Raw genomic sequence first — 25,698 nt, forward strand, 5'->3', positions numbered from 1 at the left:
CCGCCTTTGTGTGTCACGACTATCGCCGAATCAGTGGCTCAGCACTGTCGCAAAGCGTGCAACAGGCAATCCGCAGGGCTTTCAGGCGAATGCCGTCTGTGCGTCGTAGCCGAACCCGCGCGGCGCGTGTTGCGCATCCTCGAACGCGACGATCTCATAAGCGTCTTCGCGAGCGAGCAGCTCGCGCAGCAACGCATTGTTGAGGCCATGCCCCGATTTGTACGCGGTGTAAGACGCCAATAGCGGATGGCCGATGACATAAAGATCGCCGATCGCATCGAGCATCTTGTGCTTTACGAACTCGTCGTCGTAACGAAGTCCGTCGTTATTGAGGATGCGGTATTCGTCGAGCACGATCGCATTGTCCATGCTGCCGCCGCGCGCGAGGCCGAGCTCACGCATCATTTCGACTTCGTGCGCAAAGCCGAAAGTGCGTGCGCGGGCAATTTCACGAACATACGACGTCGTCGCGAAATCGACTTCGAGCGCCTGTCCCGTCTTGTCGACAGCCGGGTGATGGAAATCGATCGTGAATTTGAGCTTGAAGCCGAAATAGGGCTCAACGCGCGCGAACTTGTCGCCGTCGCGCACTTCGACAGGCTTCGTCACCTTGATGAACTTCTTCAGCGCGTCCTGCTCCTGAATGCCGGCCGACTGCATCAGGAAGACGAACGATGCCGCGCTGCCGTCCATGATCGGAATCTCTTCGGCCGTCACGTCGACATAGAGATTGTCGATCCCGAGGCCGGCGCAGGCCGACATCAGATGCTCGACGGTCGAAACGCGCGCGCCATCCTTTTGCAGCACGGAAGCAAGACGTGTGTCGCCGATCGCGAGCGCCGAAGCCGGAATATCGACGGGGCTCGGCAAATCGACGCGCGTGAACACAATGCCGGTGTTCGCGGCAGCGGGACGGAGCGTCAGATCGACCTTGCGTCCTGAATGGAGGCCAATGCCGACTGTCTTGACGATCGATTTGATAGTGCGTTGCTTCAGCATGGTCATTCGTCGATTGGAAATATCAATCGCGCTTCTTGTTTCATAGTACGGATTATACCGTATTGGCGTGCCGCTGTCTTGCTGCCGTACGTATCAGTGTGTTTCTTCCCGTTACCCGAGGGCGTAACGGCATCCGGCGCCCGGAACGGAGGCATTCCCGGGCGCCGGCGATTCGCTGGCGGTACATCGAACGTTAGAAAGCGACTCGAAAGAGCAGGGCAGACGTGGCCTCGGCGCAACGCTTTGCGCCGGTTTTTTCGTCGAAGCGACGGCCGTCGACGTCTTCCGTCCGCGCGATCGCACTCCGCGCATCTTGCCCGAGATGCGCGCCTTTCGCACGGCAGGGAGCCTCGACGCAGACCGCGCGCCGCCAACCTATCTTGCGGCCCGCTGCCAGATCCGTCTGTCGCAGGGCGCTTCGCAGACTCGCGTGCGCCGTGCGCCGCCGCGCGCCGCCACCGGACGCATACGAGCCGACAGCCTGCCGACCCGCTTCGCCGATGTGCCGCGCACGGTCGCCCCGGCCGCGCGTCCGAGAAGACGCGGCCGTCTTGCGCCGTTGCCGTTCAACATGCTCAGCCCTTCGTGCGCTCGCAAGCGCTCATCGCGCGACGCCGTCCGGCGCCGCGCGCGTCAGTCCGCCTGCTTGCGCAAAAACGCCGGGATGTCGTACGTGTCGACGCCCTTTTCCTGCAGCGCCTGCACGTGCGAAGCGGCGGTTTCGCGCGAGTTGCGCCAGACGGCCGGCGTGTCGAACGCGCCGTAATCGGCCGACGACGTCGCGTGCGGCGTCGCATAGCCGTGATGCACGGCGCTGACGGGCTGGTTGTCCGTGCCCGTGCGCAGGAGCGTCATCGGTGCCGATTGCTGCTTTTTCGCGGCGCTCGCGGCGGTACGGCCAAGACCCGTCGCGACGACGGTCACGCGCAACGCATCGCCCATCGCGTCGTCGTAGACGGCGCCGAAGATGACGGTCGCGTCTTCAGCCGCGTAGCTCTTGATCGTGTTCATGACTTCGCGCGTTTCCGACAGGCGCAGCGAACGGCTCGACGTGATGTTGACGAGCACGCCGCGCGCACCCGACAGATCGACGCCTTCGAGCAGCGGGCTCGCAACGGCCTGCTCGGCGGCGAGCCGTGCCCGATCGACGCCGGCCACGGTCGCCGTGCCCATCATCGCCTTGCCCTGCTCGCCCATCACCGTCTTCACGTCTTCGAAGTCGACGTTCACGAGACCGTCGACGTTGATGATCTCCGCAATGCCGGCCACCGCGTTGTTGAGCACATCGTCAGCGCACTGGAAGCACTTGTCCATTTCGGCGTCATCGCCCATCACCTCGAACAGCTTGTCGTTCAGGACGACGATCAGCGAGTCGACGTGATCCTCCAGTTGCTGCGAACCTGCTTCCGCCACGCGCATCCGCTTGCCGCCCTCGAACTCGAACGGTTTGCTGACGACGCCGACGGTCAGGATGCCCATCTCCTTGGCGATTTGCGCGACCACGGGCGCCGCGCCCGTACCCGTGCCGCCGCCCATGCCGGCCGTGATGAAGACCATGTGCGCGCCGCGCAGCGCATCGGCGATCCGCTCGCGCGCCTCTTCGGCCGCCGCGCGCCCCATCTCGGGCTTCGCACCGGCGCCGAGGCCCGTGTTGCCGAGCTGGATCACGTGCGACGCGCGCGAGCGCGCGAGCGCCTGCGCATCGGTGTTCATGACGACGAAATCGACGCCTTGCACCCCCTTGTTGATCATATGCTGCACGGCGTTGCCGCCGGCACCCCCAACGCCGACCACCTTGATGATGGTGCCGCTGGTTTCCGTTTCCAACATCTGGAATTCCATATTGCCTCCGTCAAGAAAAAATCCCGCTCTCGGCCGTTATTCGGCAAGGGATCGGGCAATCCCCTGTCGCGCGCAAGCCGCCGGCGCCGGCGCGAATTCAAAAATTCAAAAATTGCCCAAAAACCAATCCTTCATGCGCGAGAAGACCTGCCCCATCGATCCCGACTGCACGGCGACCTTGCGGCCGCGCATGCGCTGCGACGAGCCTTCGACGAGCAGCCCCATCGCCGTCGAATAGCGCGGATTGCGCACGACGTCGGCCAGGCCGCCCGCGTACTCGGGCACGCCGATGCGTACCGGCTTCAGGAAGATGTCCTCGCCGAGCTCGACCATGCCCGGCATCATCGATGCGCCGCCCGTCAGCACGACACCCGAGCTCAAGAGCTCCTCGTACCCGGACTCGCGCACGACCTGATGCACGAGCGAGAAGAGTTCTTCGACGCGCGGCTCGATGACGGCCGCGAGCGCTTGGCGCGACAGCGTGCGCGGCCCGCGCTCGCCGAGCCCCGGCACTTCGATCATTTCGTCTGGGTCGGCGAGCGCCTGCTTCGCGATGCCGTAGCCGACCTTGATGTCCTCGGCGTCGGGCGTCGGCGTGCGCAGCGCCATCGCGATGTCGCTCGTCACCTGGTCGCCCGCGATCGGGATCACGGCCGTATGGCGAATCGCGCCCTCGCTGAAGATCGCGATGTCGGTCGTGCCGCCGCCGATGTCGACGAGCACGACGCCGAGCTCCTTCTCGTCTTCGGTCAGCACCGCGAGCGACGACGCGAGCGGCTGCAGGATCAGATCGTTGACCTCGAGGCCGCAGCGGCGCACGCACTTGACGATGTTCTGCGCGGCCGACACGGCACCGGTCACGATGTGCACCTTCACCTCGAGGCGGATGCCGCTCATGCCGATCGGCTCACGCACGTCTTCCTGCCCGTCGATGATGAATTCCTGCGTGAGGATGTGCAGCACCTGCTGATCCGTGGGAATGTTGATCGCCTTGGCCGTTTCGATCACGCGCGCGACGTCCGTCTGCGTGACCTCCTTGTCCTTGATCGCGACCATTCCGCTCGAGTTGAAACTGCGGATATGACTGCCCGCGATGCCGGTAAAGACGTTTGTGATCTTGCAATCGGCCATCAGTTCCGCTTCTTCGAGCGCGCGCTGGATCGATTGCACGGTGGCCTCGATATTGACCACCACGCCTTTCTTGAGCCCCTTCGATTCGCTTTGCCCAAGACCGATCACTTCGTAATGGCCTTCGCCCCGAAGCTCGGCGACGATCGCGACGACCTTGGCCGTGCCGATGTCGAGAGCAACCAGCAGATCTTTGTAGTCTTTACTCATAGCGTGCTCATGTGTGGTTCTTTCTCTTACTTCTTGGGCTGCGCGGCGCTCGATGCATCGCCGATGAAACGCATCCCCGCCGCGCGAATCGCAAAGCCGTTCGGATAGCGCAAGTCCGCATATTCGATGTCGTTCCCCCAGCGCGCCGTCACTGCCTTCCATGCCGCGGTCAACCGCCGGCTGCGCTCCTCGAGCGTCGACGCGTTACGCTCACGGCCGTATTCGATCTCGGTGCCGTTCGACAGTTTCACGGTCCACGCATAACGCGGCGACAGCGTCACTTCCTCCGGCGTCGCCCCGATCGGCGCCAGCCACTGCTTGAATTCGAAGTAGCGCGCGACGACTTCCTTCGCCGTGCCCGGCGGACCGTCGAACGCGGGCAGTTCGTTATCGAGCTCGCCCTGGTTCGCCGTGAAAAGCTCCCCGTCGGCGGAAACGAGCTGATCGCTGCCCCACGTTCCGAGCGGCTTGTACTCCTCGAGGGTGACGGCGAGCGCGTTCGGCCACACACGCCGCACGCTTGCGCGTCGCACCCACGGCATCTGCTCGAACGCCTGCCTCGCCGCGTCGAGATCGACCGTGAAAAAGTTGCCCTTCAGGTGGCCGATCACACTCGCGCGCACGGTCGGCGTGTTGATGTGATCGGTATCGCCGCCGATGAGAATGGCGGAAAGCGCAAACGACGGACGTTGCGCGAGCCAGATCCCGCCCGACGCGACGAGCGCGGCGAGCGCCAGCGCATAAAGCGCGTTGGCGGCGAGATTGAGCTGGCGAACGTTGTTCCACATGATGTGTGCGTCAGTCCTTGTCGAGCGTCAGCGCGAGCACCTCGACGACGAGCGCCTCGTAGCTGATGCCGACCGCGCGCGCCGCCTTCGGCGGCAACGAGTGATCGGTCATGCCAGGCGCCGTGTTCACTTCGAGGAAGTACGGGTTGCCGGCCGCGTCGAGCATGAAATCGGCCCGGCCCCAGTCGGTACAGCCGAGCACGTCGAACGCGCGACGCGAAAGCGCCTGCAGGCGCGCCTCCTCTTCGGGCGCGAGGCCGCACGGAATCAGGTATTGCGTGTCCTTCGCGACATACTTCGCGTGATAGTCGTAGAACTCGCCGGCCGGCACGATCTTGATGATCGGCAGCTCGAGCTTGCCCGCGATGCAGGCCGTGTACTCGCCGCCCTCGATGCTCTTCTCGACGAGCACGATCTTGTCGAACTTCGCCGCCTCCGCGAGCGCGGCCGGCAGCGTATCGGCGCTCTTCACCTTCGTCACGGCGACGCTCGACCCCTCACTCGCCGGCTTGACGAAGAGCGGCAAGCCGAGCTTGGCGACGATGGCCTGCGCCCGCGCCGCGTAATCGTCGCCGCGCATCACCGCCTCGAACGGCGGCGTCGGAATGCCGAGTTGCTGCCAGACGAGCTTCGTGCGGAACTTGTCGAGACCGAGCGCCGAGCCGAGCACGCCGCTGCCCGTATAGCGAATGCCGTAAAAATCGAGCGCGCCCTGGAGCTGGCCGTTTTCGCCATAGCCACCGTGCAGTGCGTTGAACGCGCGCACGAAGCCCTCGTCTTTCAACGCGGAGAGCGGACGCTCGGACGGATCGAACGGATGCGCGTCGATGCCGGCCGCGCGCAGTCCCTGCAAGACCAGGCGCCCGGAATTGAGCGAGACCTCGCGCTCGGCGGATTCGCCACCGAGCAGCACCGCCACTTTGCCGAAACGTTTTGGATCGATATTCATGTCATGCCTTTGCATCTTGGACGAGCCGCGCCGGCACCGTGCCGATCGAGCCCGCGCCCATCGTGATCACCACATCGCCGTCGTGCACGAGCGCCGCGAGGGCCGCCGGCACGTCGTCGGCCGTTTCGACGAATACCGGCTCGACCTTGCCCGCCACGCGGATCGCGCGCGACAGCGCGCGCCCGTCCGCCGCGACGATCGGCGTCTCGCCTGCCGCATAGACATCCGTCAGCACAAGCGCATCGACGCTCGAGAGCACGCTGACGAAGTCCTCGAAGCAATCGCGCGTGCGCGTGTACCGGTGCGGCTGAAACGCGAGCACGATCCTGCGCTCGGGGAACGCGCCGCGAGCGGCCGCGATCGTGGCCGCCATCTCGACCGGGTGATGGCCGTAGTCGTCGACGAGCGTGTAGCGGCCGCCCGAGCCGATCTCGATTTCGCCGTACCGCTGGAAGCGCCGGCCCACGCCCGTGAACTCGGCGAGCGCACGCTGGATGTCGGCATCGGCGACTTCGAGTTCAGTGGCGATCGCGATCGCCGCCAGCGCGTTCTGCACGTTGTGCATGCCCGGCATATTGAGCACGATGTCGAGCGCCGGCGCGTCCTCGCGCATCGCCGTGAAATACATCTTGCCGTCGCGCGCGAGCACATTGACGGCGCGCACCTGCGCGTCGGCCGCGAAGCCGTAGCGGATGATCGGCTTCGAGACGAACGGCAGGATTTCCCGCACGTTCGAGTCGTCGACGCAGAGGACCGCGATGCCGTAGAACGGCAGCCGCTGCGTAAACTCGATGAAGGCCTGCTTGAGCCGCGCGAAGTCGTGCCCGTACGTATCCATATGGTCCGCATCGATGTTCGTCACGACTTCGATCACGGGCAACAGATTGAGGAACGACGCGTCGGATTCGTCCGCTTCGGCCACGATGAAATCACCTGTGCCGAGCCGAGCGTTCGCACCGGCGCTCGTCAGGCGCCCGCCGATCACGAACGTCGGGTCGAGCCCGCCGGCGGCGAGGACGCTCGCGACGAGGCTCGTCGTCGTGGTCTTGCCGTGCGTGCCGGCGATCGCAATACCCTGCTTCAGGCGCATCAGCTCGGCCAGCATGACCGCGCGCGGCACGATCGGCACGCGCAGGCGGCGTGCGGCGAGCACCTCGGGGTTGTCGCTGCGCACGGCCGTCGACACGACGACCGCGTCCGCGCCTTCGATATGCGCGGCGTCATGGCCGAGCGCGATGCGCGCGCCGAGCGATGCCAGGCGATCGGTCGTGGCGCTGCGCGCGAGGTCCGAGCCGCTCACCCGATAGCCGAGCGTCACGAGCACTTCCGCGATGCCGCTCATGCCGGCACCGCCGATCCCGACAAAATGAATGTGTTTGACGATGTGTTTCATTGCTTTCCTTGCTGGCGCGCTTGCGCCACGGCCGCGCAAACCTGCGCGACCCGATCCGTCGCCTCGGGCTTCGCGAGCGAGCGCGCGCGCCCGGCCATCTCGGCGAGCGTTTCGCGCGTTTGCGCGCGCAGCCAATCGGCCAGAGCTTCGGGCGACAAGTCGCGCTGCTGCACGAGTACCGCCGCCTCACGCTCCGAGAGAAACTCTGCGTTCGTCGTCTGATGATCGTCGACCGCGTAGGGAAACGGCACGAAGAGCGCCGCCACGCCGATGGCCGCGATTTCGGCCACCGTCATCGCGCCCGAGCGGCAGATGACGAGATCGGCGTCGGCGTAAGCCGCGGCCATGTCGTCGATGAATGGAACGAGCTGGAGCCCTTCGCCCGTCGCGAGGCCTGCCGCTTCATAATTGGCGTGCAACGCGTCGATATGCTTCGCGCCCGCCTGATGCACCACGCGCGGACGCGAATCCGGCGACAGCAACGCGAGCGCGCGCGGGACGACTTCGTTCAATGCGGCGGCGCCGAGACTGCCGCCGACGACGAGCAGGTTCAGCGGACCGATGCGGCCCGCATAGCGCGCCTTCGGCTCGGGAGCATGCGTGAACGCATCGCGCAGCGGATTGCCGGTCCACTCCGCGTTCGGCAGCGCGTCGGGAAACGCAACGAGCACGCGCCGCGCGAGCTTTGCCAGCACCTTGTTCGCGAGACCGGCCACCGAGTTCTGCTCGTGCAGGACGAGCGGCCGCCGCTCGAGCGCCGTCATGACGCCGGCCGGAAACGTGATGTAGCCGCCCATGCCGAGCACGACGTCGGGCCGCACGCGCCGCAATGCGCGCCGGCTTTCCAGGCAAGCGCGCAACAAATTGACGGGCAACATCAGCAGCGTCTTGAGCCCCTTGCCGCGCAAGCCGCCGAAGCGCACGTACTCCATCGGAATCCCGTGCTTCGGGACGAGCGACGCCTCCATGCCGGCCGGATTGCCGAGCCAGACCACTCGCCAGCCCCAGGCGCGCATGCGGTGGGCGACCGCGAGCCCGGGGAAGACGTGTCCCCCGGTGCCGCCGGCCATCACCATGAGCGTGCGCTGTGGCGTGGAAGTCATACCTTCCCCCCGCGCATCAGCACACGATTTTCGTAATCGACGCGCATGAGGAGCGCGATCGCCAGGCAATTGAGCACGATGCCCGAGCCGCCATAGCTGACGAGCGGCAGCGTCAGGCCCTTCGTCGGCAAGATGCCGAGATTGACGCCGATGTTGATGAACGTCTGCACGCCGAACCAAAGTCCCACGCCCTTGGCCACTAGGCCGGCAAACGTACGGTCGAGCGCGAGCGCCTGCCGGCCGATCTCGAACGAGCGGCGCACGATCCAGTAGAAAAGCAGGATCACGGCGAGCACGCCAACGAAGCCAAGCTCTTCGCCGATAACGGCGAGAATGAAGTCGGTATGCGCTTCGGGCAAGTAATTGAGCTTCTCGACGCTGCCGCCGAGCCCCACGCCGAACCATTCCCCGCGGCCGAACGCGATCAACGAGTGGGTGAGCTGGTAAGCCTTACCCTGCGCGTAGCGATCGTCCCACGGATCGAGGTAGGCGAAGATCCGCTCGCGCCGCCACGGGGACGCCCAGACGAGCAGCCCGAACGTGCCGACGGCCGTGGCGACGAGCCCGCCGAAGAGCTTGCCGTTCACGCCCCCCAAGAAAAGCAGGCCCATTGCGATCGCCGCGATCACCATGAACGCACCCATGTCGGGCTCGAGCAGCAACAGCGCGCCGACGACGCCGACGGCGAACGCCATCGGCAAAAAGCCCTTCGCGAAACTGCCCATGTACTCCTGTTTGCGAACGGTGTAATTCGCCGCGTAGATCGTCACCGCAAGCTTCATGATCTCGGACGGCTGCATGTTCATGAGGCCGAGCGGCAACCAACGGCGCGCGCCGTTCACGCCCTTGCCAATGTGCGGAATCAGCACGATCACGAGCCCGACGAGGGCGATCAGGAAGAACTTCGGCGCCTGCTTGTCCCAGACCGAAATCGGGATCTTGAACGCGACGACGGCGGCGATCGTCGCGACGGCGATCGAAGCAATGTGACGCACGAGGAACGCGTACGTGTGATACGACGCGTACTTCGGCGAGTCGGGCATCGCGATCGAGGCCGAGTAGACCATGACGACGCCGAGCCCGAGCAAGGCAATGACAGCCCACAGCAGCGAATGATCGTAATCGAGCATGCGCGAGCGCGTCGGCCGCATGCCGCTCACGACGCTCGCGAGGCCGCCCGTGCGCCTGCTCGCGTCCGACTCCGCGCCTGCCTTGGGGTCGCCACGCCGTAGCGATGCGCCGCTGCGTTCGGTGAAGAACCGTTGTCCGGTGCGCTCGGTCCAGCTCATAGCATCGTCCCCCGTTCCGCCGCGATGTCGTCGACCGCGCCGCGAAATACCTCGGCGCGATGCGCGTAGTGCTTGAACATGTCAAAGCTCGCGCAGGCGGGCGAAAGCAGCACGGCGTCGCCGGCTTGCGCGACGGCGGCCGCCGCGCGCGTCGCCGCTTCGAGCGTCGGATGCGTTTCGAGCGGGACGCCGGTCTCGGCGAGCGCCGCGCGAATAAGCGGCGCGTCGCGGCCGATCAGCATCACGGCGCGGCACCAGCGCGCCACGGGCCGCGCAAGCGGCGCGAAGTCCTGCCCCTTGCCCTCGCCGCCCGCGATCAGCACCGTCCGTTGCGCGAGCCCGTCGAGGGCCGCGACAGTCGCGCCGACATTCGTCCCCTTGCTGTCGTCGACAAAGTCGACACCGTCCAGCGAGCCGATCAGCTCGACGCGATGCGGCTCGCCGCGATACTCACGCAGACCGTGCAGTACGGGCGCGGCAGGCAGGCCGATTGCCCGCGCGAGCGCAAGCGCGGCGAGCGCATTCGCCGCGTTATGCAAACCGCGGATGCGCAGGGCATCGGCGGGCATCAGGCGCTTCAGGGTGAGATCGACCGGGGCCGCCGACGCGGCGCCCTCGTGCCTGCGCCGCCGCGACGACGAGGCCGGCTCGTCGGCGGGATCCCGCTCTTGCGCTTGCGCAAGCCAATTGATGCCGTTCTCGCGCACGAGGCCATAGTCGCCGACGCGCTGCGGCTCGTCGAGGCCGAATGTGATCACGCGCTCGGCGCCGCTTGCTTTCGCCGAATCCGCCGCGCCCGCGAGCGTCATCGCGCGAGCGTCGTCGCGGTTGAGCACGCGTGTGGTATGCGGGCCGAAAATGCGCCCTTTCGCGGCCGTATAAGCATCGAAGCTGCCATGCCAGTCGAGGTGATCCTGCGTGATATTGAGCACGGCGGCCGCGTCGGGGTCGAATGTCAGCGCGGTTTCGAGCTGAAAACTCGAGAGCTCGAGCACCCAGACATCGGGCAGCGCGGTGTTGTCGATCGCCTCGGAAAGCGTATCGAGCATCGTGGGACTGATGTTGCCGGCGACGGCGACGCGCTTGCCGGCGCGCCGGCAGAGCAGCCCGGTGAGGCTCGTGGTGGTCGTCTTGCCGTTCGTGCCCGTGATGGCGATCACCTTCGGCGCATAGCCGCTCTCACCGAGATGCCGCAGCGCGCATGCGAAGAGTTCGAGCTCGCCCCACACGGGAATGCCGCGCTCGCGCGCGCTCGCGAGCAGCGCGGCGAGATCGGGCGCGAGCGGAGAAAGACCGGGGCTCACCGCGATGAGTTCGATGCCGCCTTCGATGAGCGCGGGCGTGAACGCACCGCCGACGAATTCGGCCTCGATGCGCTCGGCATCGAGCAGCGACAGATTCGACGGCGCCTCGCGCGTGTCGGCAACGCGCAGCCGGCACCCGTGGCGCGCGCACCAGCGCGCCATCGCGAGGCCGGATTCACCGAGCCCCAGTACCAGCACCGTCGGACTTTGCCGATCACGAAACATCTCGCCGAACATCGCTTGCTTTTCCTTCCTATCAACGCAACTTGAGAGTGGAGAGTCCGAACAGGCACAGCATCAACGTCACGATCCAGAAGCGCACGACGACCTGGGTCTCCTTCCATCCGGAGAGCTCGAAGTGGTGATGCAGCGGCGCCATCTTGAAGATGCGCCGCCCTTCGCCGTATCGGCGCTTCGTAAACTTGAACCACGTCACTTGCAGCATCACGGACAGCGTCTCGGCAACGAAAATGCCGCCCATGATGAACAGCACGATCTCCTGGCGCACGATCACGGCGACGGTGCCGAGCGCACCGCCCAGGGCCAGCGCGCCGACGTCGCCCATGAAGACCTGCGCGGGGTGCGTGTTGTACCAGAGGAAGGCGAGCCCCGCGCCGCCCATTGCGGAGCAGTAGACCATCAACTCGCCCGCGCCCGGGATGTGCGGGAACAGCAGGTACTTCGAGTAAACGGAGCTGCCCATCACATAGGCGAACACGCCGAGCGAAGCGCCGACGAGCACGACCGGCATGATGACGAGGCCGTCGAGACCGTCCGTCAGGTTGACCGCGTTGCTCGCGCCGACGATGACGAAGTACGTGAGCGCGATGAAACCCCATACGCCGAGCGGATAGGTGACCGACTTCAGAAACGGCAACAACAGGTCCGCCTTCGCCGGCAATCCCATCGAAAGCCCGCTTCTCACCCATGCCATGAACAGATCGAAGACGCGCACATTGCTCGCCTCCGAAACGCTGAATGCGAGGTAGACCGCCGCGAAGAGCCCGATCACCGATTGCCAGAAATATTTTTCGCGCGAGGACATCCCGCGCGGATCCTTGTAGACGACCTTGCGGTAGTCGTCGACCCAGCCGATCACGCCGAAGCCGAAGGTCACGAGCATCACGATCCAGATGAAGCGATTCGTGAGGTCGGCCCAAAGCAACGTCGACACCGCAATGCCGATGAGGATCAGCACGCCCCCCATCGTCGGCGTGCCGGACTTGACCAGGTGTGACTGCGGCCCATTCGTCCGTACCGCCTGGCCGACCTTCATCGCAGTGAGCTTGCGAATGACCCACGGGCCACAGACGAGCCCGATCAAAAGCGCGGTGATCGTTGCCGCCACCGCGCGAAACGTCAGATAGTTGAACACGCGCAAAAAGCTTGCGTCGTTCTGCAGCCATTGCGCCAACACCAGCAGCATGCTCGTCCTTCTCTCAGTGCGTACCGGGCTCGGCGCCCGGCACATTCGGTTGTAATTGAGTCAATGCATCGACGACGCGCTCCATGCGCATGAAGCGCGACCCCTTCACGAGCAACGTCGCGCTCTCGTCGAAGCCGGCCTGCCGCAACGCGTCGATCAACGCGGCCACTTCGTCGAAATGGCGCGCTCGCCGCGCCGAGGCCTGCGCGGCGGCAGCGCCGACCTCGAAAGCCGCGCAGGCGTCGCGCGTCGCGTCGCCGAGCCCAAAGAGCGCATCGATGCCGCGCTCGCGCGCGTACGCGCCGATCTCGCGATGAAACGCCGGCCCGTGATCCCCGACCTCGCCCATATCGCCCATCACGAGCACGCGCGGCGCCGGTCCGGCGGCTAGCACGTCGATCGCCGCGCGCATCGAATCGGGATTCGCGTTGTAGGTGTCGTCGATGACGGTCGCGCCGGCAAGCGAGCCCGAAACGGCACGCTTCACCTGCAGCCGGCCTTTGACAGGAGAGAACGCCTCCAGGCCTCGACGGATCGGATCGAGCGCGACGCCGGCCGCCAACGCCGCCGATGTCGCCGCGAGCGCGTTGCGCGCGTTGTGCGCGCCCAGCACCTGCAGCGCCGCTTCGAACTCGCCGGCCGGCGTGCGCACTCGCAAACGGTTGCCGGCGAATTCGCCGGTGACGGCGGCGGCATGCGCGGGTTGCGCCTCACCGGCCGTCAGCAGCGCGAAATCGACGATCCGGTTGCCCGTCGCCGCGACACGCCAGATCCCCGCGTAAGCATCGTCGGCGGGAAACACAGCAATGCCGTCCGGCCCGAGCGCATGAATCACGCTCGCATGCTCGAGCGCGACGGCTTCGACCGTCTCCATGAATTCCTGGTGCTCGCGCTGCGCGTTATTGACGAGCGCGATCGTCGGCTCGGCGATCTTCGCGAGCGTATCCGTTTCGCCGGGATGATTCATCCCGAGCTCGACGACGGCGAGCTTGTGCGTAGCGTTCAGGCGCAAGAGCGTGAGCGGCAGCCCGATATCGTTGTTGAAGTTGCCGGCCGTCGCGAGGCGGTCGTTCGCGCCCACCGCCGCCGCGAAGATCGACGCGATCATCTCCTTCACCGTCGTCTTCCCGTTGCTGCCCGTCACCGCCACGAGTGGGATCGGGAAGCGCCGGCGCCAGCCGCGCGCGAGGTCCGCCAGTGCCGCGCGGGTGTCGGATGCGACGATCGTCGGCAGGTTCCAATCGGACGAGGGGATGCGCGCCGCGAGGACGGCCGATACGCCGCGCGCGGCGACGTCGGCAAGAAAGTCGTGCGCGTCGAAGCGCTCGCCTCTCAAAGCGACGAATAAGTCGCCGGGGCCGGCCGTGCGGCTATCGGTGCAAATGCGTTCGAACGCGGCTGCACCGTTGCCCACGATCGTTGCGTCGGGAATGAGACGCGCTGCTTCGGTCAGCGTCAGCATCGTCATTCGCCGCCTCCGCGCGTGTGTGTCGCCCGGGCCGCGAGTGCGAGCCGTGCGTGGTCCTGATCGGAGAAAGCGCGCTTCTTGCCCATGATTTCCTGTGTTGCTTCGTGCCCCTTGCCGGCCAGCACGACGACGTCCTCGCGCGCCGCACCGCGCACCGTTTGCAAGATCGCGTTCGCGCGATCCTCGATGGCGCGCGCGCGGCTCGCGTCGCGCATGCCGGCGACGATCTGCTCCATGATCGACTGGGGCTTCTCGCTGCGCGGGTTGTCGCTCGTCACGACGACCACGTCGGCAAGCCGCTCGGCGATCGCGCCCATCAGCGGGCGCTTCGTCGCATCGCGATCGCCGCCGCAGCCGAACATACAGACGAGCTTGCCGCCGCGCGCCTCGGCGATCGGCCGCAGCGCCTCGAGCGTTTTCTCGAGCGCGTCGGGCGTATGCGCATAGTCGACGACGATGAGCGGCTCGTCGCTCGCGAGCCGACCGCCGAGCCGCTGCATGCGTCCGTTGACGGGCTCCAGCTTGGCGAGCCGCACCAGCGCATCGGCAAGCGGCACGTCGGCCGCGAGCAGCGCGCCGAGGACCGCGAGCAGATTGCTGACGTTGAATGCGCCGAGCGTTCCGACTTCGACATCGGTGTCGCCCCAATCCGACGACAGATGAAACGCCGTGCCCGCCGCCGTCGCGCGGACGTTCGTCGCGATGAGCCGCGCGTCGGCGCCCGGTGCGTCGAGGGCCTTTTCGGCGCTATCGGCGCCTATCCCATAGGCGATCGTGCGGACACGACCTTGCGTGCGCGCGATCAAACGGCGGCCGGCCGCGTCGTCGCGGTTGACGATGGCCGCACGCAGCGTGGGCCAGTCGAAAAGTCGAGCCTTCGCCGCTTCATAGGCCTCGAAGGTCCGGTGATAGTCGAGGTGGTCCTGCGTGAGATTCGTAAAAACGGCGATGTCGAACGCGGTTCCGTTCACTCGCCCCTGATGGAGCGCGTGCGACGACACCTCCATCGCCACGGCGCGCGCACCGCCGGCAAGAAGCTCGGCGAGACTGCGTTGCAGCTGTGGCGCATCGGGCGTCGTAAATCCCGTCTGCACCAAATGACCCGGCATCCCGCTACCGAGCGTGCCGATCAGGGCGCACGGCGTATCGAGCGCGGTCAGCGCCGCCGCGATCCAATGCGAGCACGATGTCTTGCCGTTGGTCCCCGTCACGCCCACCGTCAAGAGCCTCTCGCTGGGGGAACCGTACCAGCGGCTCGCGATCTCGCCCGCCCATTCGTTCAGCGCGGGCACCGCGAGCATGCGCGTCGCATCGACGTTGCCTGTAAAGCCTTCCGGCTGATAGAGCGCGGCCGCCGCGCCGGATTCGAATGCTCGGGCGATATGGGCACGATTGTCGGCGCCCTCGACGGCGTATGCGAGGAACGCGTCCCCAGCGGCGAGCGTCCGTGTATCCGAATGCAGGTGCGAACCCGGCGCGACGTGCGCGCGCAGCCAGCCGAGCGCGTCGGCGATTTGCCGTTCGGCCGGCGCCCTCATCGGACGACTCCCGGATTGTTGCGCGGATTCGCCGATACCGCGAGCGGCCGTCCACCTGCCGCCGCCATCGTGGCCGTCTTGGCCGTATCGTCGGAAACGACCAGCTGCTTGACGGGCATATCGGGCGGCACGTTCAAGGTGCGCAGCGTATCGCCGACGATCGACGCAAACACGGGCCCGGAGACATAGCCGCCGAAGTGGCTGCCCGAGGTCGGCTCATCGATCGAGACAGCGACGACGATGCGCGGATTGGGCATCGGCGCCATCCCGACGAAAGAGGCACGATATTTCGAGTGGTCATAACCGCGGCCCGCGTGTTTGTAGGCCGTGCCGCTCTTGCCGCCGACGCGATAGCCGGGCACCGCGGCCTCGGGCGATGTACCTTGCGCGGAGACGACCGATTCGAGCATCGCCCGCACTTCGCGGGCCGTCGTCGGGGAAAAGATCTGCGGCCCGGTCACGGGCTGGGTTGGATCGACTCTGAAAATGGAGACGGGCAGCAACATGCCGTCGTGCGCGATCGCCGTATAAGCGCGCGCGAGCTGGAACAGCGATGCCGAAAGCCCATAACCGTACGACATCGTCGCCTGTTCGATGCGGCGCCAGCTTTTCCATGGGCGCAACCGCCCCGCGGCAGCGCCGGGAAAACCGACCTTCGGCGGCTGGCCAAGGCCGATGCTCGTATACATATCCCACATTTCCTCGGGCTTGAGCGTCATGGCGATCTTCGTCGCGCCGATGTTGCTCGACTTCTGGATCACGCCGCCGACCGTCAGCACGCCAAAGCCGGAATCGTCAGTGATCGTCGCGCCGTCGAGCGTGAAGTGGCCGTTACCTGTGTCGACGAGCGTGTTCGGGGTGACGCGGTGCAGGTCGAGCGCGAGCGAGACGGTAAACGGCTTCATGATCGAGCCGGGCTCGAACACGTCGGTCAGGATCCGGTTGCGCAACTGCTCGCCGGTCAGATGCGAGCGATCGTTCGGGTTGTAGGTCGGATAGTTGACGAGCGCGAGCACCTCGCCCGTCCGCACGTCGATAACCATTGCGGCTCCGGCCTTAGCCTTCGACTTCTCGACGGCCGCCTTCAGGTTCGCGTAGGCGATGTACTGGATCTTGCTGTCGATCGAGAGCTCGACGTCCTTGCCGTTGCGCGGCGGGACCTGCTGGTCGACATCCTCGACGATGCGGCCGATGCGGTCCTTGATGACATGGCGGATGCCGGGCATCCCCGAGAGGATCTTCTGATCGCCCAGCTCGATGCCCTCCTGACCCTCGTCCTCGACGTTCGTGAAGCCGACGAGGTGCGCCGTGATCTCGCCTTCGGGATAAAAGCGCTTGTATTCGTCCCGCTGATAGATACCGGGAATGTCTAGCGCGATGACTTTCTCGGCGACATCGACGGGAACCTGCCGCTTGACGTAAGCAAACGTCTTGTCGCCGGAGAGCTTCGAGCGCAACTCCTTCTGACTCAAGCCTAACAGGGATCCGAGCGCCGCGAGCTTGCCGGGATCGATGTCTTCGGGCACCGATTCGGGAATGGCCCAGATCGCGCGCACGGGTAGGCTCGTCGCAAGCACGAGCCCATTGCGATCGAGAATCTTGCCGCGTGTGGCGGCAAGCTCGATCGTGCGCTGATAGCGGCTCTCGCCCTGCTTCAGATAGAACGCGTTGCCGGGCCCCTGGATCCAGAATGCACGGCCGGCGAGCGCGACGAACGCCATGAACAGCAGGAACACGACGAGCTTGGAACGCCACATCGGCAGCCTCACGGAAAGCACGGGGCTGGCGGAAAACGTGACGCTCTTGCGATTGCCCGGCAGTTTCATCGCGCGCCTCCGCGGCTCGTCGGCGCCGGGCGCTTCGTCGCGCGAGGCGCCGTATTGGCGAAGGTCGGCGCGCTGGCAGCCGTCGGGATCGCGGCATCGCGCGCCTCGGCTGCGCCGGCGCCAAGCGTCAGATATTGGGTGCTGCCGCTCGCGACCGAGCGCATCTTGAGCGAATCGGAGGCGAGCCCTTCGATTCGCGACGTCTTCGACAGCGCGCTCTGCTCGTATTGCAGTTGCGCGTAGTCCTGCTGAAGCTGACGCTCCTCGGCCTGCGCGCGCTCCAGCTGGACGAAAAGACGCCGCTGCTGGTTCGTCGCGTTGACGACGGACAACGCACAACCCAGAAGGACGATCAACAGAAGGATGTTGAGACGGCTCATGGCGCGACGCGCTCCGCGACGCGCATCACGGCCGAACGAGCTCGCGGGTTGGCCTCGACCTCAGCGGCGCCGGCAAACACGCGCTCGATGATTTTGAGCGGGGGACTCGGCAGATCGGCGGCGCGAATCGGCAAGCGACGGTCGACGGCAGGCGCTTTCGCGTGCGCCTGCATGAATCGCTTCACGATTCGATCCTCGAGCGAATGAAAGCTGATGACCACCAGCCGCCCCCCTTGCTCCAACAACGACAATGCAGCCTCTAAAACGACTTGCAGCTCCGCAAGCTCTTGATTGACGTGAATCCGTATAGCCTGAAAGGTGCGGGTTGCCGGATCCTTACCCTTCTCGCGTGTCTTGACGGCGTGAGCCACGATTTCGGCAAGCTCGCCCGTGCTGACGAGAGGCCCGAGACGGTCGGACTCTGCCCGGCGAGCAACAATCGCCTTTGCAATCTGAACAGCAAACCGTTCTTCCCCATAATCTCGTATCACCTCCGTCAGTTCCTGCTGCGTTGCTCGCGCGAGCCACTCGGCCGCCGATTCTCCACGCGTCGGGTCCATCCGCATATCGAGCGGACCGTCGGCGCGAAAGCTGAACCCCCGCTCCGGATCGTCGAGCTGCGGCGACGACACGCCGAGATCGAGCAATACACCCGAGACCCGCGCGATACCGCGAGCGGCAAGGGCGGACGAAAGCGCGGCGAAGCTGTCGTGCACGATCTCGAAACGCCCATCGCCGATCGAGCGCGCCGTCTCGATCGCCTGCGGGTCTTTGTCGAACGCGATCAACCGACCGGCGGCACCGAGCCTGGCCAACAGCGCCCGACTGTGCCCGCCGCGCCCGAACGTGCCGTCGACATAAATGCCATCGGTGCGCGTCACGAGCGCATTTACCGCTTCCTCGAGCAACACCGTCTGGTGTCGCAGCTCGTTTCCCATCGCAGCGTCCTTCGATAAACCGCGATCAGAACGTGAAATTCTTCAACGCTTCCGGCATACCCTGCGCCATCGCGGCTTGTTCCTTGGCCGCGTACGTCTGCGCGTCCCACAGTTCGAAGTGGCTTCCCATGCCGAGCAACATGACTTCTTTTTCCAGCCCCGCGGCCATACGCAATTCAGGAGAGACAAGGATGCGGCCCGCGCTATCGAGATCGACGTCGGACGCATTGCCGAGAAAAATCCGCCGCCACCAATGCGCATCCATCGGCAGCGCCGCGATCTTCGTGCGAAAGACTTCCCATTCGGGGCGGGGAAACAGCAAAAGGCAGCCGTCCGGGTGCTTCGTCAGCGTCACCCGCCCTTGTGCCTCGCCTTGCAGCGCTTCGCGATAACGAGAAGGCACGGACATACGGCCTTTCGCATCGAGCGTCAGCGCTGACGCCCCTTGGAACACGTCCTTTTCCCCTCGGGGCACCCTGCCCCGCTCCGCTCTCGAAATTCGGCCGAAATGGTCCGATCAATCCACAAAAATACACTTTCTCACACTGTCTCCCACTTTAGAGTAACGCTCTAGGCGGGTCAAGGGAGAAACACCGTTTTTTCGAGCGGTTTTATTTGAAAGAACAAGGACTTACGTGCCCTTCCTCACATAGAGCCAAAACCGAAAAACGTTATAAATGAATGAACTACTGCATGTTCTGAAGGTGAAACCTGAGAAGCGTTCGGCAAGCGCCGGGGTGATAAGCGCGAAAGCGGCTCGAACGAGGGAAGGATGAGCGGGTGACGAACAGTGACAGCGAGTGACGGGCGATGCGCGGGCGCACCGCCGGGACGACACTTCACACGTAGTAGGCGGTACGGGTCATGACCTTCGACGCGACCCGCATCAATGCGCGGACAGGCCGCGGCAGATCGACACCGCCCGCGTCCATTGCAGCCTTTGCGTGCGCCGTTTCGTCGGCGCGCATCTGCTCCACGATCGCGCGCGATTCGACATCCGCCTCGGGCAGCGCCGACAAATGCCCGTCGAGATGATGCTCGACCTGGCGTTCGGTCTCCGCCATGAATCCGAGGCTGACTTTGTCGCCGAGGCACCCGGCCGCGAGGCCGATGGCAAGCGAGCCCGCGTACCAGAACGGATTGAGGAGACTCGGGCGCGAATCGAGCTGCTTGAGCCGGTGCGTGGTCCACGCAAGGTGGTCCTCCTCCTCGCGAGCAGCTCGATCGAATGCGGCCTTGAGCGCAGGTGAGCGCGCGGCGAGTTTTTGCGCCTGATAAAGCGCCTGTGCGCAGACTTCGCCGACATGGTTGACTCGCATCAATCCGGCGGCGTGGTTCTGCTCGGCGAGCGTCATTTCCGTGCCGGCCTCGGCCGATGGCGATGGAACAGGGCGGCTCATCCGGCTCACGCCGGCCATCGAGCGCAGGCCCCGATCGAATTCGGTGATCAACTCATCCAACGTCATGCATCTCTCCGTTGCCCCGCCATCCAACGCCCCCTTCCACGACGCACGTCCGCCCCGCGACTACGGGCGGCCGCATCGGCGCAAAGCGAAGTTGCTGGCAAAAAGGCGGCTAACCGTGCATTTTAGACGATGTTGAGCAAGCCAGACAGTCGCGTCTAGTCGCTACCGCGTCAGTCGTTGCGCGCGGTTGCGAGCGGCGCCCTTGCGGGAGCCGAGGCCGCCGTTTCACGGAGTTCACGCCGGAGGATCTTGCCGACGTTGGTCTTAGGCAATTCGCTGCGGAACTCGACGAATTTCGGGCGCTTATAGCCCGTCAACTGCTCCTTGCAGAAGGCCAATACGTCCGCCTCAGTGAGCGCGGGATCCTTCTTGACGACAAAAAGCTTCACCGCCTCGCCCGAGTGCACGTCGGGCACGCCGACGGCCGCCACTTCGAAGACGCCGGGATGCTTCGCGACCACATCTTCGACTTCGTTCGGATACACGTTGAATCCCGAGACGAGAATCATGTCCTTCTTCCGATCGACGATCCGGAAATACCCGCGCGCATCCATGACGCCGATGTCGCCGGTCTTCAGAAAGCCGTCGGCCGTCATCACTTTCGCCGTCTCGTCGGGCCGGTTCCAGTAGCCGGCCATGACCTGAGGACCGCGAATGCAGACTTCGCCGGGCTCGCCCATCGGCACGGGATTGCCGCCATCGTCGCGGATCGAAACTTCTGTCGAAGGCAGCGGTACGCCGATGGCCCCGCTGTATTCGGTCGCGGTAACCGGATTGCAGACCGCGGACGGCGATGTTTCCGACAAGCCATACCCTTCGACGATCGCTTTGCCCGTGCGCTCGTACCAGCGCCTCGCCACCGCTTCCTGCACGGCCATGCCGCCGGCGTTCGCGCACCTCAGCTTCGAGAAATCGAGCTGGCCGAAGTCCGGATGGTTGAGCAAAGCGTTGTAGAGCGTGTTCACAGCCGGGAACGTGCTGATCGCGTAGCCCTTCAGCTGCTTGATCATGCCGCCTATATCGCGGGGATTGGGAATGAGAATGCCGAGACCGCCGCCGCGCACCGTCAACAGAAAACAGACGGTCAATGCGTAGATGTGATAAAGCGGCAGGGCGACGACGTTGATGATCTGCTCCGCCTCGGCCCCTTCCGGATGCGCCGGCTCGTGCCAGGCCGCGGACTGCAAGACGTTCGCCACGACGTTGCCGTGCGTCAGCATCGCACCTTTGGCGACGCCCGTCGTGCCGCCCGTGTATTGCAGGAAGGCGAGGTCCGAATGCGTCGGCCGGGCCGGCACGAACGTTTGCCGGGCCCCTTCGGCTACGGCATCGTTGAACTTCACATGGCCCGGCAGGCTCCAGGCCGGAACCATCTTCTTCACGCGGCGCACGACGAAATTGACGATGAAGCCTTTCGCGCCCATCAGATCGCCCATCGATGCCACGACGAGGTGCTTGACCGACGTGTTGCGCACGACGGCCTGCACCGTCGCCGCAAAATTCTCGAGCACGACGATCGCCTCCGCGCCGCTATCCTTGAGCTGGTGCTCGAGTTCGCGCGGCGTGTAGAGCGGATTGACGTTCACGACGACATATCCCGCTCGCAACACCGCCGCGGTGGCAACCGGATATTGCAGCACGTTGGGCATCATCAGCGCGATCCGCGCGCCGCGGGCGAGCCCCTTCGATTGGAACCAGGCGCCGAGCTTGCGCGAAAGATCGTCGAGCTCGCCGTAGGTGATCGCCTTGCCCATGCAAACAAAAGCGCGCCTTTCCCGGTAATTGCGAAAGCTCTCTTCGAGCAGTTCGCCGACCGATGCATAAGCGGACGCGTCGATTTCCGCAGGGACACTGGGCGGATAAGACTTGAGCCAGATTTTTTCCATGCGGCGCCCTCCCGTGATTTTTGAATGTATTTCGAATGATCGTGCGGAAGTCGGCATCCTAGCCGGTCGCCCTCGATCGAACAATTGGATTAGACCTCGACTTCCAATTCAAGGCGCCGAACCACATACGCATTCAGACGCGTTCGACCTCGACGAGGCAATCGTAGAACGTGGCCGATCCGCCGAGATCCGTCAGTGCCTGACTGGTGACCTGGTTGGCGTTGCGACCATCCGGGGAGAGCTTTTTCCACCAGATTGATAGTCCGACGACGACACCCTCGCGCGCGCGATCGGTGACACGGGCACGTGCCGTCAGCGAGCCCCGGTCGTTACGGACGCGCACATAGTCACCTTCATGGATTCCGCGCGGCGCCGCGTCCGCGGGATGGATGTCCAGATGAGGCTCGCTTTCGGTTGCGCGAAGGCTTTCGACGTTCACGAAGCTGCTATTGAGGAAGTGGCGCGCAGGCGGCGAAATCATCGCGAGCGGGTAGCGTGAGGCGAGTTCGGGTGAACCGTCCGGCGATTCGTAAGGCGGCAGGTAGTCGGGCAAGGGGTCCGCGCCGAGGCCGGCGAGCAGTGTGCTGGCAAACTCGCATTTGCCCGTGGGCGTCTGAAATCCCCCCTCGGCAAATGGCGCATCGGGCAGCCGCAGCTTCGCCCAGCCGGCCGCGGCGAGCTTCTCCCAGCTCATGCCAGCGAGCGTCGGATCGTCCCAACGCAGGGACACCCGCGCCACCGCTTCGTCGCTCTCGTAGAGCGTTGGCTCGTCGATGCCCATGCGCCGGGCGATTCCCCGAAAAATTTCGGTATTCGACCGCGCTTCGCCGATGGGGGCCATGAACGGACGATTGACCATCACGTAGGTGTGTCCATAGGACTTGTGGACGTCGAGGTGCTCGAACTGCATCGTCGCCGGCAGCAGGAGGTCGGCGTAGTCAGCGGTGTCCGTTTGGAAATGCTCGAGCACCACGGTGAAAAGGTCTTCTCTCGCGAAGCCGGCCGCGACACGCTCCGAATCGGGAGCGACGGCGACGGGATTCGAGTTGTAGACGACGAGTGCCTCGATTTTCGGGCCGAATGTTCCGCCGCCCGGATGAAGCAAGACGTCGCCGATCGCATTCATATTGACGACGCGCGGCAGACGGTTCGGCCAGCCCGGCAGCAGATCGGGCCGCTGCAGCGCCTGATGATCGATCGGAGCCCAGTTCGACGACGAGAGCAGTAAGCCGCCCGCACGGTCTCGCCACGCGCCGGTAAGCGATGGGAGACAAGCGATCGCGCGCGTGGCGTTGCCGCCCCCACGTACGCGTTGCATGCCGTAGTTCAGGCGAATAGCGGCCTTGCGAGTCTTGCCGTAAAGGCGCGCAAGATCGACGATTTCGCGCTCTTCGATACCGCAAATCTCGGCGACGCGTGCCGGCGGATAGGCGCGCGCCCGCTCCGCGAGCGCTTCGAAGCCGGAGGTATGCGCTTCAATATACGCGTGATCGAGCAGGTCTTCGTCGATGAGCACGTTCATCATGCCGAGGGCGAACGCCGCGTCGGTGCCCGGGCGCAAGGCGATGTGCTGATGACACTTCTCGGCGGTGAGCGATCGATAAGGATCGATTGCAACCAGCCTCGCCCCGCGGCGTTTCGCTTCTTGGGCGCGCGTCCAGAAATGGAGGCTGGAGGCGATCGGGTTCGCACCCCAAATGAGAATGAGCTCGCTTTCCTCGAAGGACTCGACATGCATGCCGAGACTGCCGCCATACGTATATTTCAGACCGGCCGCGCCGGCCGCCGAGCAGATCGTCCGGTCGAGCCGCGACGCGCCGAGCTTGTGAAAGAAACGCTGTGCGATGCTTTCGCCCTGCACGAGGCCCATCGTGCCCGCATAGCTGTAAGGAAGCAGCGCTTCCGGTTCCCGGCGCACGATGTTCGAGAGGCGTTCGGCCGCGATCGAAAACGCTTCGTCCCAGCCGATCGGCTCGAACCGCCCTTCGCCTTTGCGCCCGATTCGCTTCATCGGCACGGTCAAGCGGTCTCGGTGATGAACGCGCTCCGCATAGCGGCTGACTTTCGTGCAAAGCACGCCCTGCGTCGGCGGGTGATCGGGGTCGCCGACCACTTTGACCGCCACCCCGTCCTTGACGGTCACACGCATTGCGCAGGTATCGGGACAGTCATGCGGGCAAACGGCACGGGCGAAGTCGGTCGGGGCGTTCATCGTGGGGTTAGATCTTTGAGCGGGCAGGCGAAGTTGCCGGGCCACGCCAAAATTCTAACCGCTTGCGGCACCCTGCCGGCCCAAAACGTCGTCTTGCCGGTTGGGCGTAGAATGGCTCAGACAGTCATATATCTTCGATACTCCGTCGGCAAACCCAATCATGAAGCTCATTCCCGAAGTTCTCGCGGCACGAGACGAAATTCAGGCAATTCGACGAACGATCCACGCCCATCCTGAACTGCGCTACGAGGAGGTCCGCACGGCGGAACTGGTTGCGCAACGCCTCGAACAATGGGGTATCGAGGTGCATCGGGGCTTGGGGAAAACGGGTGTCGTCGGTGTGCTGAAGCGCGGGACGAGCCAGCGTGCTGTAGGTCTGCGCGCCGACATGGACGCATTGCCGATCCATGAGCTGAACACGTTCGAGCATCGCTCGCAAAACAACGGAAGAATGCATGCCTGTGGTCACGACGGGCACACCGCAATGTTGCTCGGAGCGGCGCAATATCTCGCCAGTCGGGGCGAGTTCGATGGGACGATCGTCTTCATCTTTCAGCCCGCCGAGGAAGGGGGCGCCGGCGCCCGCGCGATGATCGAAGACGGGCTTTTCTCGAAGTTTCCTGTCGATGCGGTATTTGGTATTCACAACTGGCCAGGGTTGCCGCAGGGGACGTTCGGTGTCAAAGAAGGTCCAATCATGGCCTCGAGCAACGAATTCCGAATCGACATCAAGGGAGTCGGTGCCCATGCGGCCATGCCGCACAACGGACGAGACCCCGTGTTTGCCGCCGTGCAGGTTGCCAGTGCTCTGCAAAGCATCATCACCAGGAACAAGAAGCCGATCGAGACGGCCGTTCTGTCGGTGACGCAAATACATGCCGGCGACGCCGTCAATGTCATCCCCGACGACGCGTGGCTCGCCGGAACGGTTCGCACATTCACGATGGCGACGCTCGATATGGTCGAGGACAAAATGCGCAAGATCGCGGAAGCGACCGCTGCCGCCTTCGACTGCTCGGTCAACGTGGCCTTTCATCGCAATTACCCACCGACCGTCAACAGTGCGGAAGAGGCAAAGTTTGCTGCTGAAGTCATGCGGGAGATCGTCGGCGCGGAGAACGTCAATACGGCCGTCGAGCCGACGATGGGCGCGGAGGATTTTTCATTCATGCTGCTTGAGAAACCGGGATGCTACGCGTTCCTCGGCAACGGCGACGGCGCTCATCGCGAGATAGGGCATGGCGACGGACCCTGCATGCTTCACAACGCCAGTTATGACTTCAACGACGAGCTGCTGCCGATCGGGTCGACCTATTGGGTAAGGCTCGCGCAGCGGTTCCTCGTGCCAACTCAGGCGTAGCGGCGATCCTTGTAGCGCTGCTTGCGCTACACCACTTGCGCGACGCCCCAAAACACAAACCCCCGCGAGCGAGAGCTGGCGGGGGTTTGATGGGGTTGGGGAGCCTGACGATTACCTACTTTCACACGGGGATCCGCACTATCATCGGCGTGGAGTCGTTTCACGGTCCTGTTCGGGATGGGAAGGGGTGGTA

20 protein-coding genes and 1 rRNA gene are annotated in these 25,698 nt (G+C 64.8%); 1 reads left to right on the forward strand and 20 read right to left on the reverse strand.

Features of this window, described 5'->3' with window-relative positions:
• Positions 1–81: 81 nt before the first annotated feature.
• The 19 genes from lpxC to B0G57_RS29190 form a co-directional block, all read right to left on the reverse strand.
• Positions 82–999 carry a UDP-3-O-acyl-N-acetylglucosamine deacetylase gene (lpxC, locus tag B0G57_RS29095; RefSeq protein ID WP_026230033.1) on the reverse strand — a complete coding sequence of 306 codons (918 nt, stop codon included), beginning with the start codon at positions 997–999 and terminating at the stop codon, positions 82–84.
• A gap of 633 nt (positions 1,000–1,632) precedes the next feature.
• Positions 1,633–2,841 carry a cell division protein FtsZ gene (gene ftsZ / locus B0G57_RS29105; protein ID WP_018442621.1) on the reverse strand — a complete coding sequence of 403 codons (1,209 nt, stop codon included), beginning with the start codon at positions 2,839–2,841 and terminating at the stop codon, positions 1,633–1,635.
• Positions 2,842–2,946: 105 nt separating this feature from the next.
• Positions 2,947–4,179 (reverse strand): cell division protein FtsA, encoded by a 1,233-nt coding sequence (gene ftsA, locus B0G57_RS29110; RefSeq protein ID WP_018442622.1) that lies wholly within the window; start codon positions 4,177–4,179, stop codon positions 2,947–2,949.
• Between the two features lie 26 nt (positions 4,180–4,205).
• Entirely contained in the window at positions 4,206–4,967 is a 762-nt protein-coding gene (locus tag B0G57_RS29115; protein ID WP_018442623.1) for a cell division protein FtsQ/DivIB, read from the reverse strand.
• 10 nt (positions 4,968–4,977) lie between these two features.
• Positions 4,978–5,916: a D-alanine--D-alanine ligase gene (locus B0G57_RS29120; protein ID WP_035469223.1), complete on the reverse strand. Its 939-nt coding sequence runs from the start codon at positions 5,914–5,916 to the stop codon at positions 4,978–4,980.
• Position 5,917: 1 nt separating this feature from the next.
• The gene (murC, locus tag B0G57_RS29125) at positions 5,918–7,309 is read right to left on the reverse strand and encodes a UDP-N-acetylmuramate--L-alanine ligase (RefSeq protein ID WP_018442625.1); all 1,392 of its coding nucleotides are present in this window, start codon (positions 7,307–7,309) and stop codon (positions 5,918–5,920) included.
• On the reverse strand, positions 7,306–8,412 hold the full coding sequence (gene murG / locus B0G57_RS29130; protein ID WP_018442626.1) for an undecaprenyldiphospho-muramoylpentapeptide beta-N-acetylglucosaminyltransferase: 1,107 nt from the start codon (positions 8,410–8,412) through the stop codon (positions 7,306–7,308). The genes murC and murG overlap by 4 nt, the downstream gene beginning before the upstream one ends.
• On the reverse strand, positions 8,409–9,701 hold the full coding sequence (gene ftsW, locus B0G57_RS29135; RefSeq protein ID WP_018442627.1) for a putative lipid II flippase FtsW: 1,293 nt from the start codon (positions 9,699–9,701) through the stop codon (positions 8,409–8,411). Before ftsW ends, murG begins: the two co-directional genes overlap by 4 nt.
• Positions 9,698–11,242 carry a UDP-N-acetylmuramoyl-L-alanine--D-glutamate ligase gene (gene murD / locus B0G57_RS29140; protein WP_018442628.1) on the reverse strand — a complete coding sequence of 515 codons (1,545 nt, stop codon included), beginning with the start codon at positions 11,240–11,242 and terminating at the stop codon, positions 9,698–9,700. The genes ftsW and murD overlap by 4 nt, the downstream gene beginning before the upstream one ends.
• A 19-nt stretch (positions 11,243–11,261) precedes the next feature.
• Positions 11,262–12,431 carry a phospho-N-acetylmuramoyl-pentapeptide-transferase gene (gene mraY, locus B0G57_RS29145; RefSeq protein ID WP_018442629.1) on the reverse strand — a complete coding sequence of 390 codons (1,170 nt, stop codon included), beginning with the start codon at positions 12,429–12,431 and terminating at the stop codon, positions 11,262–11,264.
• Between the two features lie 13 nt (positions 12,432–12,444).
• Positions 12,445–13,899, reverse strand: a complete 1,455-nt coding sequence (locus B0G57_RS29150; protein WP_018442630.1) for a UDP-N-acetylmuramoyl-tripeptide--D-alanyl-D-alanine ligase — start codon at positions 13,897–13,899, stop codon at positions 12,445–12,447.
• A complete protein-coding gene (locus B0G57_RS29155) occupies positions 13,896–15,437 on the reverse strand; it encodes a UDP-N-acetylmuramoyl-L-alanyl-D-glutamate--2,6-diaminopimelate ligase (protein WP_018442631.1) in 1,542 nt (513 codons plus the stop codon). Before B0G57_RS29155 ends, B0G57_RS29150 begins: the two co-directional genes overlap by 4 nt.
• On the reverse strand, positions 15,434–17,263 hold the full coding sequence (locus B0G57_RS29160) for a peptidoglycan D,D-transpeptidase FtsI family protein (RefSeq protein ID WP_018442632.1): 1,830 nt from the start codon (positions 17,261–17,263) through the stop codon (positions 15,434–15,436). The genes B0G57_RS29155 and B0G57_RS29160 overlap by 4 nt, the downstream gene beginning before the upstream one ends.
• On the reverse strand, positions 17,260–17,643 hold the full coding sequence (ftsL, locus tag B0G57_RS29165; protein ID WP_018442633.1) for a cell division protein FtsL: 384 nt from the start codon (positions 17,641–17,643) through the stop codon (positions 17,260–17,262). Before ftsL ends, B0G57_RS29160 begins: the two co-directional genes overlap by 4 nt.
• On the reverse strand, positions 17,640–18,581 hold the full coding sequence (rsmH, locus tag B0G57_RS29170) for a 16S rRNA (cytosine(1402)-N(4))-methyltransferase RsmH (RefSeq protein ID WP_018442634.1): 942 nt from the start codon (positions 18,579–18,581) through the stop codon (positions 17,640–17,642). The genes ftsL and rsmH overlap by 4 nt, the downstream gene beginning before the upstream one ends.
• Positions 18,582–18,606: 25 nt before the next feature.
• On the reverse strand, positions 18,607–19,035 hold the full coding sequence (gene mraZ / locus B0G57_RS29175) for a division/cell wall cluster transcriptional repressor MraZ (RefSeq protein WP_020566426.1): 429 nt from the start codon (positions 19,033–19,035) through the stop codon (positions 18,607–18,609).
• Between the two features lie 385 nt (positions 19,036–19,420).
• Positions 19,421–20,047, reverse strand: a complete 627-nt coding sequence (gene coq7, locus B0G57_RS29180) for a 2-polyprenyl-3-methyl-6-methoxy-1,4-benzoquinone monooxygenase (protein WP_018442636.1) — start codon at positions 20,045–20,047, stop codon at positions 19,421–19,423.
• 170 nt (positions 20,048–20,217) lie between these two features.
• Positions 20,218–21,933 carry a long-chain fatty acid--CoA ligase gene (locus B0G57_RS29185; protein WP_018442637.1) on the reverse strand — a complete coding sequence of 572 codons (1,716 nt, stop codon included), beginning with the start codon at positions 21,931–21,933 and terminating at the stop codon, positions 20,218–20,220.
• A 133-nt stretch (positions 21,934–22,066) separates the two neighbouring features.
• Positions 22,067–24,145, reverse strand: a complete 2,079-nt coding sequence (locus tag B0G57_RS29190) for a molybdopterin-containing oxidoreductase family protein (RefSeq protein WP_018442638.1) — start codon at positions 24,143–24,145, stop codon at positions 22,067–22,069.
• A gap of 160 nt (positions 24,146–24,305) precedes the next feature.
• Here B0G57_RS29190 and B0G57_RS29195 point away from each other — a divergent pair, with 160 nt between their 5' ends.
• Entirely contained in the window at positions 24,306–25,505 is a 1,200-nt protein-coding gene (locus B0G57_RS29195; RefSeq protein WP_018442639.1) for a M20 aminoacylase family protein, read from the forward strand.
• A 102-nt stretch (positions 25,506–25,607) separates the two neighbouring features.
• Here the strand turns inward: B0G57_RS29195 and rrf are convergent.
• Positions 25,608–25,698, reverse strand: a 5S ribosomal RNA gene (rrf, locus tag B0G57_RS32500); the annotation flags it as partial.

Source organism: Trinickia symbiotica, from assembly GCF_002934455.1.
Classification (GTDB): domain Bacteria; phylum Pseudomonadota; class Gammaproteobacteria; order Burkholderiales; family Burkholderiaceae; genus Trinickia; species Trinickia symbiotica.

Coding starts and splice junctions, on each gene's coding strand:
- rsmH (WP_018442634.1), bottom strand. CDS start 18,581: ATGGGAAACGAGCTGCGACACCAGACGGTGTTGCTCGAGGAAGCGGTA.
- ftsZ (WP_018442621.1), bottom strand. CDS start 2,841: ATGGAATTCCAGATGTTGGAAACGGAAACCAGCGGCACCATCATCAAG.
- murC (WP_018442625.1), bottom strand. CDS start 7,309: ATGAAACACATCGTCAAACACATTCATTTTGTCGGGATCGGCGGTGCC.
- ftsL (WP_018442633.1), bottom strand. CDS start 17,643: ATGAGCCGTCTCAACATCCTTCTGTTGATCGTCCTTCTGGGTTGTGCG.
- ftsA (WP_018442622.1), bottom strand. CDS start 4,179: ATGAGTAAAGACTACAAAGATCTGCTGGTTGCTCTCGACATCGGCACG.
- B0G57_RS29190 (WP_018442638.1), bottom strand. CDS start 24,145: ATGAACGCCCCGACCGACTTCGCCCGTGCCGTTTGCCCGCATGACTGT.
- murG (WP_018442626.1), bottom strand. CDS start 8,412: ATGACTTCCACGCCACAGCGCACGCTCATGGTGATGGCCGGCGGCACC.
- B0G57_RS29120 (WP_035469223.1), bottom strand. CDS start 5,916: ATGAATATCGATCCAAAACGTTTCGGCAAAGTGGCGGTGCTGCTCGGT.
- lpxC (WP_026230033.1), bottom strand. CDS start 999: ATGCTGAAGCAACGCACTATCAAATCGATCGTCAAGACAGTCGGCATT.
- ftsW (WP_018442627.1), bottom strand. CDS start 9,701: ATGAGCTGGACCGAGCGCACCGGACAACGGTTCTTCACCGAACGCAGC.
- B0G57_RS29115 (WP_018442623.1), bottom strand. CDS start 4,967: ATGTGGAACAACGTTCGCCAGCTCAATCTCGCCGCCAACGCGCTTTAT.
- coq7 (WP_018442636.1), bottom strand. CDS start 20,047: ATGACGTTGGATGAGTTGATCACCGAATTCGATCGGGGCCTGCGCTCG.
- B0G57_RS29150 (WP_018442630.1), bottom strand. CDS start 13,899: ATGACGATGCTGACGCTGACCGAAGCAGCGCGTCTCATTCCCGACGCA.
- B0G57_RS29195 (WP_018442639.1), top strand. CDS start 24,306: ATGAAGCTCATTCCCGAAGTTCTCGCGGCACGAGACGAAATTCAGGCA.
- mraY (WP_018442629.1), bottom strand. CDS start 12,431: ATGCTGCTGGTGTTGGCGCAATGGCTGCAGAACGACGCAAGCTTTTTG.
- B0G57_RS29155 (WP_018442631.1), bottom strand. CDS start 15,437: ATGAGGGCGCCGGCCGAACGGCAAATCGCCGACGCGCTCGGCTGGCTG.
- B0G57_RS29160 (WP_018442632.1), bottom strand. CDS start 17,263: ATGAAACTGCCGGGCAATCGCAAGAGCGTCACGTTTTCCGCCAGCCCC.
- B0G57_RS29185 (WP_018442637.1), bottom strand. CDS start 21,933: ATGGAAAAAATCTGGCTCAAGTCTTATCCGCCCAGTGTCCCTGCGGAA.
- murD (WP_018442628.1), bottom strand. CDS start 11,242: ATGTTCGGCGAGATGTTTCGTGATCGGCAAAGTCCGACGGTGCTGGTA.